Annotated in this window: 8 protein-coding genes and 1 pseudogene; 6 read left to right on the forward strand and 3 right to left on the reverse strand. The window is 71.6% G+C overall.

Annotated features, from left to right (window positions below; translation table 11 throughout):
• Positions 1–542 (forward strand): FHA domain-containing protein (locus tag ACQKIP_RS26245; RefSeq protein ID WP_427744256.1); only part of this gene is annotated, 542 nt, incomplete at its 5' end.
• A 47-nt stretch (positions 543–589) separates the two neighbouring features.
• Here the strand turns inward: ACQKIP_RS26245 and ACQKIP_RS26250 are convergent.
• On the reverse strand, positions 590–1,840 hold the full coding sequence (locus ACQKIP_RS26250; protein WP_365858609.1) for a M14 family zinc carboxypeptidase: 1,251 nt from the start codon (positions 1,838–1,840) through the stop codon (positions 590–592).
• Between the two features lie 208 nt (positions 1,841–2,048).
• Here ACQKIP_RS26250 and ACQKIP_RS26255 point away from each other — a divergent pair, with 208 nt between their 5' ends.
• Positions 2,049–3,134, forward strand: a complete 1,086-nt coding sequence (locus ACQKIP_RS26255; protein ID WP_427744259.1) for a cytochrome P450 — start codon at positions 2,049–2,051, stop codon at positions 3,132–3,134.
• On the opposite strand, the gene treY is transcribed toward ACQKIP_RS26255, so the two are convergent.
• On the reverse strand, positions 3,114–5,564 hold the full coding sequence (gene treY / locus ACQKIP_RS26260; RefSeq protein ID WP_365858614.1) for a malto-oligosyltrehalose synthase: 2,451 nt from the start codon (positions 5,562–5,564) through the stop codon (positions 3,114–3,116). The genes ACQKIP_RS26255 and treY overlap by 21 nt on opposite strands.
• Before the next feature lie 81 nt (positions 5,565–5,645).
• Between treY and ACQKIP_RS26265 the strand changes: the two genes are divergently transcribed.
• Positions 5,646–6,941, forward strand: coding sequence for an MFS transporter (locus ACQKIP_RS26265; RefSeq protein WP_365858616.1), 1,296 nt, complete (start codon positions 5,646–5,648; stop codon positions 6,939–6,941).
• On the opposite strand, the gene glgX is transcribed toward ACQKIP_RS26265, so the two are convergent.
• Entirely contained in the window at positions 6,916–9,024 is a 2,109-nt protein-coding gene (gene glgX / locus ACQKIP_RS26270; RefSeq protein ID WP_365858618.1) for a glycogen debranching protein GlgX, read from the reverse strand. The two genes, ACQKIP_RS26265 and glgX, sit on opposite strands and share 26 nt — an antisense overlap.
• Positions 9,025–9,218: 194 nt before the next feature.
• On the opposite strand from glgX, the gene ACQKIP_RS26275 reads away from it, so the two are divergent.
• The 3 genes and pseudogenes from ACQKIP_RS26275 to ACQKIP_RS26285 all read left to right on the forward strand — a co-directional run.
• Positions 9,219–9,974: a Tat pathway signal sequence domain protein gene (locus ACQKIP_RS26275; protein WP_365858620.1), complete on the forward strand. Its 756-nt coding sequence runs from the start codon at positions 9,219–9,221 to the stop codon at positions 9,972–9,974.
• A 54-nt stretch (positions 9,975–10,028) separates the two neighbouring features.
• Entirely contained in the window at positions 10,029–11,357 is a 1,329-nt protein-coding gene (locus ACQKIP_RS26280) for a copper amine oxidase (protein ID WP_365858622.1), read from the forward strand.
• 77 nt (positions 11,358–11,434) lie between these two features.
• Positions 11,435–12,112: pseudogene (locus ACQKIP_RS26285) on the forward strand (SAV2148 family HEPN domain-containing protein); the annotation flags it as partial.
• Positions 12,113–12,217 lie beyond the last annotated feature (105 nt).

Consider the following 12,217-nt stretch of genomic DNA (forward strand, 5'->3'; position numbering starts at 1 on the left):
CCTTCGAGATCCACACGTACCCCGCGCGGCTGACCGACGCCGAGCGCGACAGGGCGCTGAAGGTGCTCAGGGAGGGTGCCGCACTCGGCAAGCTCTCGCACGACACGTTCGTGCGGCGCATGGAGCTCGCACTCGCCGCCCGGCAGCCCGACGAACTGGCCGCGCTCACCGCCGATCTGCAGACCGAGGGCCGCCTCTCGCGGGCGGTGTTCGGCGCCGTCGGCGCGGTCTCCGGGTTCACGGTCCGGCTGCGCAGGGTCTGGCAGGCGGAAAAGCTGCCGAAGCTGCTCCTTCCGGTGCCGGCGAACCCGTACCCGCTGCGGATCGGCCGCGACCCCGCGAACGGGCTCAGGCTCAGCCACGAGACGGTCTCCCGGGTGCACGCCGAGCTGAGCAGGCAGGGCGGCATGTGGGTGCTGCGCGACCTCGGGTCGACGAACGGCACGTCCGTGAACGGCCGCAGGGTGATCGGTGCGGCCGTCGTCCAGGACGGCGATCAGGTCAGCTTCGGGAAGATGGGCTTCCGGCTCTCCGCCTCGTGAGGTCTTCGGAGGGGCCCGCTTCGTGAGGCCCCCGGAGCGGCCCGCGGTCAGTCGCCCTGCACGCGCGCGTGGCGTGCGGCGGCGACCGTCGTCCGCGACTGGTGCTCGACCTGGTGCTCCAGCGGCACCCAGCGCGCCCTGAACCGTTCGGCGAACGCGTCGCTCCAGCGCAGCACGAGCCGTTCGAGGCGGGGCGCGGCCCGGTCGCCCGCCGTGTCGAGAACCCGCAGCAGCATCGCGGCGGCCCGCAGCGGGAGGCGGCGCCCGAACGCGTCGACGCTGCTTATGTACGCCATCGACGTCCCCGCGGGCGGCAGCCTGGCCCAGTCGTCGGCGAGACCGGGCACCAGGTCGAGCGCCCAGCGTGCCGCGCGAAGGAGCGGGCCGTGCGCCCCGGGGAGCCGCGGCAGTGCTTCGTTGAGTATGTCCTCGACCAGGCGGGCGTCCTGCCGCAGGCGCCGCGAGAAGCCGCGCAGGGCCAGGACCGGGGAGGGGTGGGCTGCCGCGTCGTCCACGAGGTCGCTCGCCCACATCGGGACCTCGACGATGGCGGTCAGGCCGCCGTACCGGTGGGCGTGGTGCCAGGTGGTGTGCCGGGCGTCCTCGGGGAGGCTCGGATAGGCGGCGGCCGATCCGGGGCCCGGCAGCACATGGACCCCCGGCCCCGAGACCGGCCAGCCCGCGGCGTCCGAAGCCCCCGTCTCCACCGGGATGTGCAGCTCCGCCGCCGACTTGGCGAACGGCTCCGCGAGCCCCGGTATGTCCCGCGTCAGCTGCACCCAGCTGCCGCCGAGATCGGTTCCGTGCAGCGACACCTGCAAGTAGGGCCGCAGCTCGTCGATGACGCCGGTCAGGGTGCGGGTCTCGGGCGGCAGCCGGTCGGGCGGCAGTACGGAGGGGGACCACTCGGGCTGCTCGGGGCCCGCGGGGCGGAAGAAGTGCCGGTGGTAGTCGAACAGGGTGCGCGGCGCGGGCGTGCGGTGCAGGCTGGCGCCGTCCGGATCGGCGCACAGGAGGAAGTGCCAGGAGGTGTCGGCGCGCAGGTCCTCGTCGCGCAGCGCCCACTCCGCGAGGCGGAGCAGCGTCGAACCGCCGGTCGGTTCGTTCGCGTGCGCTCCGGCGACGACCAGGACGGCACGGCGGGAGCTGCCGACGGACAGCAGGTGCAGGGGTCTTCCCGCGCGCGATACGCCCACCTGGCGCAGGGTGCTCAGCTCGGGGCGGTGTGCGGCCAACTCCCTTGCGGACAGTACGAGTTCGGCCACATTGGGATAGCGCTGCTCCGCCAGTTGACTCACCCCTGACTTGTCCGCTGAAGCAATCCGCAGTACGCCACGTGGTAGGGCGGGTGTCAAGCGTGCGGCCCAAGCGATGTCGTTCCCCTGTGTCACAGACCCGCAGCATCACCCGAATGGGTGTATGAGGACTGCACGGAGCGCCCCGCGGTGATCCCCTGGAACCCCATCGCACGGCTGTCCGCCGCGCCGAGCCGGAACGGGGTCCGCCGTGTCGTTGAGCTCGCCCCCTCGCGGGCATCGCGTGCCGCCGCCCGGCCTTGCGGACCCCGGCGCCGAGCGTGATCCCCATCCGCTCTACCGCACCCTCCGCGAGAGCTTCCCCCTCGTCCGCGACGAACTCCTCGGAGCCTGGCTGATCAGCCGGTACGCGGACGTGCGTGCCGTACTGCACGGCACCCGGAGCGGACCGGCGGCGACCGGGACGGCTCCGGTCGGCCGGGGCCTCGTGGAGCCCGCGCTGCGGTCCGCAGCCGAGCGCATCGCCCACGTACTCGCCCGGCGCGTGGCCCGGCGGCGCGAAGTCGACCTCGTCGCCGAGTTCAGCGCGTGGCTGCCCGCTGCGGCTGCCGTCGCCGCCCTCGGCCTGCCGATGGAGGACGCCGCGCGGGTGCGGGAGTGGTGCCGTACGGGGCCCGTGCACGCCGACGGAGTGCACCCGGAGTTCGCCGGGCTGCTGCGCCCCCATGTCGTGCGGCGCCGGGAGCGTCCCGGCGCGGACCTGCTCTCCGTGCTGTGCCGTGCCGGCGCGGACGGGCAGGCGCTCCCGGACGACGAGGCCGTCACCGCTCGTGCCGCCGCGTTCCTCACGGGCGGCGGCGGGGCCACCGCTCTCGCCCTTGCCTCCTTCCTGGCCAACCTCCTCGACCATCCGGCCCAGTTGGACCTCGTGCGCGCCCGTCCGGGGCTGATACCCGGCGCCTGGGCGGAGTCGCTGCGCCGGGATCCGCCCACGCCCGTCGTGCTGCGCCGCGCGCGTGCCCCGATCACCCTGGCCGGCACCGCGCTGCCCGCGGGATCCGTCGTGGCCTGCCTCATCGGCTCCGCGGGACGCGACCCGTTCCGCTTCGCCGACCCCGACCGCTACGACATCTTCCGCGCGGACCCGGCGCACTTCGCGTTCGGTGCGCAGGGCCCCTTCTGTCCGGCTGCCACCGTGGCGGGACTCGTCGCCGAGTGCGGCCTGCGGGCCCTGCTCGCGGCCATGCCGGGCCTGCGCTGGGCGCCCGGCTTCAGGCCCGCGCCCGGCGGGCTCCTGGTGCGGGCGCCCCGCCTCCTACTCGTCCGCCCCTCCTGAGGCCGCTCGATCCGCCCCTCCCGAGGTCCGTTCGAGCAGCACCACGGGCAGCTCCCCGAAAAGCTCCGCCACGCGCGCGTGCCCGGTGAATTCCCGCCCCCGCGTGAGCAGATCGGTCCACCGCCCCTCCGGAAGCGCCAGCTCCGTGGAGCGCCAGCCGCCCGCTTCGGCCAGCCGCAGGGAGAGCCGGGTCGCCGCGGCGATCACCTCTCCGGAGCGCGCGAAGGCCACGCAGTGCGCGGCGCCGGGACCCCGCGCGGCCAGCGGCTCGTACGTCGCCGCGTCGCCGAACAGCTCCGGGCGCCGCCTGCGCAGCCGCAGCGCGGTCGTCGTGACGGCCAGCTTCTCCTCGGAGAGGTCCCAGCGCTCACGGTGCTGCTCCAGGTACTCCAGGACGTGCGGCTGGAACCGCACGAGCCGCCTGTTGTCCGGGTCCACCAGGGCCCGGTACTCGCTCTCCGTGCCCTGGTAGAGGTCGGGCACGCCGGGCATCGCGAGCTGGAGCAGCGCGGCCCCCAGGAGGTTGGCCCGCACATGGGGCCGCAGCGTGCCCGCGAACTCCGCGACCGTGTAGAGCGGCGGTCCGCAGGGGCCCGCCTCCACGAACGCCGTCACGGCCTTCTCGTACGCCTCGTTCGGCTCGGTCCAGCTCGTGTGCAGGCCCGCCTCGCGCACGTGCTTGAGCAGTGCCTTCTGCAGCCGCTCGTCGTAGGGGAAGCCGAAGCCGACGGCCGTCTGCCAGGCCGCCCAGGCGAGTTGCGGGTCCGGCGCGCTGGTGCCGCCCGCCCGCGCGGTCTGCTCGGTCAGGTCGACGAGGAGGTCGGCCCACTGCTCCGGGCACTGCGTGAGGACGGAGATGCCCGCCCGTACGTCGGCGCTGCGCTTCGTGTCGTGCGTGCTGAGCACCGTCCCCGCATAGGGCCAGTCGCGCTGCACGCGCGCGCAGTAGGCGTGGAACGCCTCCGGGGACACCGCGGGACGCTCGGGAGAGCCGCCCACCTCCGCCGAGGAGAGGAGCGGCGCGTGCCGGTAGAACGCCGTGTCCTCGACCGCTTTGGCCCGCAGCGCCGACGAGGTCTGCGCGAACCGCGCGCGGAAGCCGTCGAGCGCGGGCCCGGACCCCAGGCGCCCGAGGACCAGATCCCGTACGACGTCGACGGCCTCGGCCTCCTCGCGTACCGCGAAGGCGGCCTTGGCCTCTTCGGCGGCCCCCACCGTGAGCACCGAGGCCGGTTCGACGCCCCCGGAGACGTAGGGCCGGTAGACGGGAAGTCGTACGAGCAGCTCCAGGAGGGCGGTGCGCAGTGCCCACGGCGCATGGTCGCGCAGCGCGGGGTCCCCGGCGCACAGCGCGGTCGCCTCCCGTGTGAGGCGGTCGGTCTCGGCGGCGAGCTCATGGGTGAGCACTTTGTACGCGGCGCGCCGCACCGTCGCCCCCCAGTCGCCGCCCCGGTCCACCGGAGGGGCCGTGAACCTGCGGTACTGGCCGAGGAGTTCACCGGCCCCCGCCGGGTCCGTGAACAGGCCGTCGAGGTGCCGCAGCGCGTCGTAGCCGGTGGTGCCCGCGACGGGCCACGCGGCGGGCAGCTGCTCCCCGTCGGCGAGGATCTTCTCCACGACCGTCCAGCGCCCGTGGGTGGCCTCGTGGAGCCGCTGGAGGTAGGCCCCCGGGTCCGCGAGCCCGTCCGGGTGATCGATCCGCAGCCCTTCCACGACCCCTTCCCGCAGCAGCGCGAGGATCTTCGCGTGGGTCGCGTCGAATACCTCCGGGTCCTCGACCCGCACCCCGATGAGGTCCGAAATGGTGAAGAAGCGCCGGTAGTTGAGCTCCGTACGGGCAAGTCGCCACCACGCGAGGCGGTACCACTGGGCGTCCAGGAGCTGCGGCAGCGGCAGCTCCGCGGTGCCGTCCCGGAGGGGGAACGCGTGCTCGTGGTAGCGCAGCACGTCCCCGTCGACCCGCAGGCGCTCCAGCTCGTCCCCGACGCCGCGCCCGAGCACCGGGATCAGCACCTGGCCGCCGCCCGCCTCCCAGTCGACGTCGAACCACCGGGCGAAGGGCGACTCGGGGCCCTCGCGCAAGACCTCCCAGAGGGCGTGGTTGTGGCGGGGCACCGCCGCCATGTGGTTCGGCACGATGTCCACGACAAGGCCGAGCCCGTGTGCCCGCGCGGTGCGCGAAAGGGCCCGCAGCCCCTCCTCGCCGCCGAGCTCGGCCCGCACGCGCGCGTGGTCCACGACGTCATAGCCGTGCGTGGACCCGGGGACGGCTTCGAGCACCGGCGACAGATGCAGGTGCGAGACTCCGAGAGAGGCCAGATACGGGACGGCCGCTTCGGCGGCCGCGAACGGAAACTCCGGCTGGAGCTGCAGCCGGTACGTGGCGGTGGGCGGTGGCGGCACCGCGGGCTCCGAGCGCTCAGGCGTCATGCGAACCTACGTACCCGCCCGAAGGGCTTTCGTGCCATCGACTCATGCGTGTGGCGGCGGGTGCGTCGTTAGCGTCGGACGATGGCTGAAGAGGAACAGACCGGACGGGACGAGTCCGGCGCACGGGGTCTGCTGGACACCTACCGGGAAGTGATCGGGCACACCGGAGCGCTCCTTCCGGTGATCTCGTTCCTCGGCAGGCTCCCCGTTGCCATGATCCAGTTCGGCAGCGTCCTCCTGGTCACCGAGACCAGCGGATCGCTCGCCACCGGCGGCGTGGTCGCCTGCGCGCTGGCGCTCGGCCAGGTGACCATGGGCCCGGTCGTCGGCCGCCTCGCCGACCGTCGCGGCCAGCGCGCCGTCGTCCTCGGCTTCTCGCTGCTCAACGCCGCGGCGATCGCGGTGTACACGCTCGGCGCCCTCCTCGGCCTTCCCACGCCCGCGCTCGTCGTCCTCGCCGTGCTTGCCGGCGCGAGCATCCCGGGGATCGGACCGCTGGCCCGTGCCCGCGCCGTCCCGCTGGTGCGCGGGGCGGGCGGTGACGACCGTCTGGTCAATACCGTGCTTTCCCTGGAGAGCACCATGGACGAGCTGTCCTTCGTGCTCGGCCCCGCCCTGGTGGGTCTCGCGGCCGTCGCGGGCCATCCGGCGTACGCCTTCGGGGCCGCGGCGCTCCTGGTCGCCGTCTGCGGCTCCGGCTTCGCGCTGCACCCCACCGGCCGCACCGTGCGGGCGGTCCGGGAGACGGGGCAGGGGGCACGCGCGCGTGGCGTCCGCCGGCGGCTCCCGCGCGAGGTGATCGTCGTACGCGCCGGGCTCGTCTTCGTGGGCGTCCTGCTCGGCGCCTGCGGCGCGGGCATCACGGCGCTCACCGGGGAGCTGGGGCAGCCGGGCCAGGCGGGACTCGTCTACGCCGCCATGGGTGTCATGAGCGCCGTCGTGGGCCTGTCCATGGCCGCGCTGCCCGAGCGCTTCGGGCTGCACGCGCGCTGGCGCGTGGCGACGGCCGCGGCGGCGCTGCTCTCGCTGCCGCTGGTGTGGACGGACAGTATGACGGGCCTGTACCTCGTGGTGACCGTGTTCGGCGCGATCTACGCCCCGAACCTGATCACCGGCTTCGCGCTCACCGAGCGCTCCTGCCCGCCGCAGCGGCTCGCCGAGGGGATGACGTTCGCCGCGAGCGCCTTCGTGGGCGGCCAGGCGGTCACGCTCGCCGTGGCGGGGCGCCTGGCCGAGTCGTACGGCCCCGGTGCGGCGTTCGCGCTCGGCAGCGCGGCCGCCGCCGTCGCGTTCCTGATCGCGCTGGCCGCCCGCCCGAAGGCGGACGGCAGCGCGAACGACGCCTCTTTGGTCACGCAGGGCGCCGCAGCACGGTGAGGCTGCGGTCGGCGAGCGTCAGGCGCTCCCCGGCCCCCGCCTTGGCCCCCGTGTCCGGCGGTACGCCCTGCGCCTGCGCGGTGTCCACGACCACCTGCCACTGACGGCCGTGATTGACCGGGATCACGAAGTCCAGCGGCTCCGGCGACGCGTTGAACATCATCAGGAACGAGTCGTCGGAGATCCGCTCGCCGCGCGGTCCCGGCTCGGAGATGGCGTTGCCGTTCAGGAACACCGTCAGTGCCCGTGCCTGTGACGCGTCCCAGTCCTCCTGCGTCATCTCCTCGCCCTCCGGCGTGAACCAGGCGATGTCCGAGAGCTCGTCGTGCGTGCCCTCGACCGGACGGCCGTGGAAGAACCGCCGCCTGCGGAAGACGGGGTGATCGCGCCGCAGCCACGCCATCGCGCGCGTGAACTCCAGCTGGGCGCTCTCGCCCTCGGGCCACTGCACCCACGCGATCTCGTTGTCCTGGCAGTAGGCGTTGTTGTTGCCCCCTTGCGTCCGGGCGAACTCGTCGCCGTGGCTGAGCATGGGGACGCCCTGGGAGAGCATGAGCGTCGCGATGAAGTTGCGCATCTGCCGTTCGCGCAGCTCCAGGATGTCCGGGTCGTCCGTCTCGCCCTCCGCGCCGCAGTTCCAGGAGCGGTTGTGGCTCTCGCCGTCCTGGTTGTCCTCGCCGTTGTCCTCGTTGTGCTTGTCGTTGTACGAGACGAGGTCGTGCAGCGTGAATCCGTCGTGGCAGGTGGTGAAGTTGATCGACGCCAGGGGGCGCCGCCCGTCGTCCTGGTAGAGGTCGGACGAGCCGGTGAGCCGCGATGCGAACTCCGCGAGGGTGCGCGGTTCGCCGCGCCACATGTCGCGCACCGTGTCGCGGTACATGCCGTTCCACTCGGTCCACAGCGGCGGGAAGTTGCCCACCTGATAGCCGCCCTCGCCGACGTCCCACGGCTCGGCGATCAGCTTGACCTGGCTCACCACGGGGTCCTGCTGCACGAGGTCGAAGAAAGACGACAGGCGGTCCACCTCGTGGAACTGGCGGGCGAGCGTCGCCGCGAGGTCGAAGCGGAAGCCGTCCACGTGCATGTCCGTGACCCAGTGCCGCAGCGAGTCCATGATCATCTGGAGTACGTGCGGCGACCGCATCAGGAGCGAGTTGCCGGTCCCCGTGGTGTCCATGTAGTAGCGGGAATCGTCCATCAGGCGGTAGTACGAGGCGTTGTCCAGGCCCTTGAAGGAGAGCGTCGGGCCCAGGTGGTTGCCCTCGGCCGTGTGGTTGTAGACGACGTCGAGGATCACCTCGATGTTTGCCTCGTGCAGCGCCTTGACCGCCTGCTTGAACTCCAGGACCTGCTCGCCCCGGTCGCCCCAGGAGGCGTACGCGTTGTGGGGCGCGAAGAAGCCGATCGTGTTGTAGCCCCAGTAGTTGTTCAGGCCCATGTCGACCAGCCGGTGATCGTTCACGAACTGGTGCACCGGCATCAGCTCGAGCGCCGTCACACCCAGCTGCGTCAGATGATCGATGACCGCCGGGTGCGCGAGCGCCGCGTACGAACCGCGCAGCTCGTCCGGGAGGTCCGGATGCCGCATGGTCAGGCCCTTGACGTGGGCCTCGTAGAGGACGGTTTCGTTGTACGGGGTGCGCGGCGGGCGGTCGTCGCCCCAGTCGAAGTACGGATTGACCACCACGGAGGTCATCATGTGCGGCGCGGAGTCCATGTCGTTGCGCTTCTCCGGGGCGCCGAAGCGGTAGCCGTACACCTCCTCTCCCCAGTCGACCCGGCCGCTGACCGCCCGGGCGTATGGATCGAGCAGCAGCTTCGCCGAATTGCAGCGATGCCCCTGCTCCGGTTCGTAGGGGCCGTGCACACGGAAGCCGTACCGCTGGCCCGGCATCACGCCGGGCAGGTACGCGTGGCGCACGAACGCGTCGGACTCACGCAGCTCGACGGCTGTCTCCGAGCCGTCGTCGTGCAGCAAACACAGCTCCATGCGGTCGGCGGTCTCGGAGAAGACCGCGAAGTTCGTGCCGGCGCCGTCGTACGTCGCACCGAGTGGATACGCCTGCCCTGGCCACACCTGCATGCATCCGACTCTTCCACTACCGCCCCCTCGGCCCGGGGTCACATTGGTCAGAGTCTCCCCGAAAGTGGGGCAACCACCCAGGAGTTGAGGCCGTCTAACGGACCGACCACATACTTGTCATGCCCATAAGTGGGGCAACAGGGGAAATTGGGGGGGATGTGCGCGAAATAGTCAGACGCCATCTGGGGAAGGTAGTGGCGGGCACGGCGGTCGCCGTCGCAGCCACCGCGGTGATGGCAGGACTCACGCTGGGGGGCTCGGCCGGGGCGGGGGAGGACCGCAGCGAGGCCGCGGGAGCGGCACAGCAGAACGCGATCCCGAAGGACGGGGTCGTGGAGGCCGCGCCCGAAGAGGGCGAGAAGGGCATCGGCAGCGACCCACTGACCGACGACGAGACGAAGCGGGCCGAGCAGATAGCCATGACCGGCAATCTGCGCAGGTCCGCGCGTGACGTGGAGGGCGACCGCGGCCCGCAGCTCCTCGCGAGCAACCTGAGCGAGGCGGACCCGACCGAGGCCGTCGACCCCGACAGGCCGCGCCGCGCGGAGATCGTCTATTACGACTACAAGTCCGACGAGCTGGTCACCAAGACCGTCAACCTCGAAACGGGCAAGGTCGAGAACACCGACACCTCGCACGGCGTTCAGCCGCCGGCGGCGAAGGACGAACTGCGCGAGGCGGCGCAGCTGCTCATCGCCGATCCGCTCGGCAAGGACCTCAAGAGCGACTACAAGCACGCGATGGACAAGGAGCTGACCTCGCCGGACCAGCTGACGCTCAGCGCCTTCGTCTTCCACAAGGAAACCGTCGAGAAACTGCCGGCCCCGCTCGCCAAGTGCGGCGAACACCGGTGCCTGAGCGTCGTCAGCAAGGTCGTCAACGGCCCCTGGATCGACACCCGTGACCTGATCGTCGATCTGAGCGCCCGCACCGTCACCCGCCTCCGCTGAGCGGCCGGACACCCGCCCGCACTCCTTCACTTCCGTACAAGGGAGTCATTTCGCATGCTCGTGAACAGACTTGTGCGCGCCCGCAAGCGCGTCTCCATCGGCCTTGCGGTCACCGCGCTCCTGGGCACCGCCGTCGCCGCCGCAGGACCGGCGGGCGCCACACAGAACGCCGCCAAGGACGCCCCCGCCGCCGACGCCCCGGCGTGCAGCGACGACTACCGCATCGAACAGACCGTCGACGGCGGTACCACCTGGCGCATGTGCTGGCACTACAACACCAACGCCGGGCTCGTGCTCGACAACATCTCGTACCAGCCGAAGAACGAACCCAAGCCCATACCCGTCCTCACCAGCGCGCGGCTCGCCCAGGTCCACGTGCCCTACGACGACGGCGAGAACGAGTACCAGGACATCACCGGCGCCACCTTCGGCACGGACCTCCTGCCGCTGAAGCCCGCCGAGTGTCCCGGCGGCACCATCAAGACCGTCAAGGTCGGAAGCTCCTCGCCGATCCCCGGCGGCAAGGTGAAGGGCCTGTGCACCACCACGCGCGCGCGTGGCCACGCCTACCGCATGACGCCGGACATCTACTCCAACCCGGAGAAGGTCTACCAGGCGCAGGGCAAGGACCTGCTCGTCTACACCGTCAACCAGGCCTCCTGGTACGAGTACATCACCGAGTGGCGCTTCTCGTCGGACGGCACGATCACCTCGAACGTCGGCGCGACGGGCAGCCTCGCACCGGAGGACTACAACGGGACCGACGGCCGCGGCTGGCCGATCGGCAAAGGCGCCCGTGACTACGCGGAGAGCCACAGCCACAACATCTCCTGGCGCCTGAACTTCGGCCTCGACGGCTCCCCGAAGGCCAAGGTCGAGCAGTACGACTCCAAGGTGACGCCGCCCGCAGGGAACGGCAACCCGAAGACGAAGACGACCCGCACCCCCGTCACCAAGGAACTCGTCGGTGACGTCAAGGGCATGCGCTGGTGGCGTGTGGTGAGCACGGCCGGCAAGAACGCGGACGGCCACAAGCGCTCCTACGAGATCGTGCCGGGCCACACCGTCAAGCACCCCGGACGCAACTACAGCAACCACGACGTGTACTTCACCGAGTACAAGAAGTGCGAGAAGTACTCCAGCGACAACCTGTCCTCGAACTGCGGCGGCAAGAGCGTGGACAAATGGGTCAACGGCCAGACGCTGAAGCACCCGATCACCTGGGTCAACATCGGGTTCCACCACATCGCTCGGGACGAGGACCAGCAGCCCATGCCGGTCCACTGGCAGGGCTTCTCCCTCGCCCCGCGTGACGTGACCGCTATGAATCCGCTCACTCCGCCCGACCTCGCCGACCAGAACGGCCATACAGGAGGGCGGTAGTTGAGAAAACACCCTCTCCATCCGGCTGCACCGGCCGCCGCTCCCGGAGTACCCTTCCTTGATCGTTGAACGGGGGAGTGCTCGGGGGAGCGGAAGGGGTGCGCTGGGTGAGCTCGGGAGGGCGGGAACTGCCCCCTGGTGACGAGGGTCACGAGGGGGGTTCCGCGGACGGCCCGCCCGGAGCGGTGTCCCTGGCGCGGCCGATGGAGATGGGATCTCAGATCGGACCCGAACTGGACTGGGGCGCCGATGCCTGGCGCGAGGTGCGCACCCGTGCCCAGCGCGCCGGGCGGGCCTACATCTGGCTGAATCTCGTGGAACAGCGGCTGCGCGCTGTCGTGGCCGCTGTTCTGCGCCCCATCTACGAACCGGTGCACGCCGACGACTGGGTGGTCGCCGCCGCCGGTCCCGCCGGTCAGGAGTGGGTCCAGCGGGCCGTCGCCGTACGCGAAGTCAGCCGCCGCAAGGGGTACTTGCTCGACCCGGCCGACGACAACGTCCTCAGCTTCCTGACGCTGCCCCAGCTCCGCGAGCTGATGGTGCAGCACTGGCCGTGCTTCGAGCCGTACTTCGACGACCGCAGGGACGTCGAACTCGCCCTGGACGAGCTCGAAGTGACGCGGAACGTGGTCTCGCGCAACCGCGCCCTGTCCACCGCCGTGCTCGCCCAGGCCGAGCGCGCTTCGGCGAAGCTCCTGGACATACTCGGCGCGGGCACGGACACGCCCTCCGCGCGCCGGCTGCCCGTCGACGCCGGGATGCCGATGCTCGACAACACGGTGACGAAGGGGCTCTGGTCCGCGCTGTACTTGCTCCACGGCAGCAGCATCGACAGGAGAACGACCGAGCCGACGTAGAAG

The sequence above is a fragment of the Streptomyces sp. NPDC059900 genome (genome assembly GCF_050270335.1).
GTDB lineage: Bacteria > Actinomycetota > Actinomycetes > Streptomycetales > Streptomycetaceae > Streptomyces.

Coding starts and splice junctions, on each gene's coding strand:
- treY (WP_365858614.1), bottom strand. CDS start 5,564: ATGACGCCTGAGCGCTCGGAGCCCGCGGTGCCGCCACCGCCCACCGCC.
- ACQKIP_RS26265 (WP_365858616.1), top strand. CDS start 5,646: ATGGCTGAAGAGGAACAGACCGGACGGGACGAGTCCGGCGCACGGGGT.
- glgX (WP_365858618.1), bottom strand. CDS start 9,024: ATGCAGGTGTGGCCAGGGCAGGCGTATCCACTCGGTGCGACGTACGAC.
- ACQKIP_RS26280 (WP_365858622.1), top strand. CDS start 10,029: ATGCTCGTGAACAGACTTGTGCGCGCCCGCAAGCGCGTCTCCATCGGC.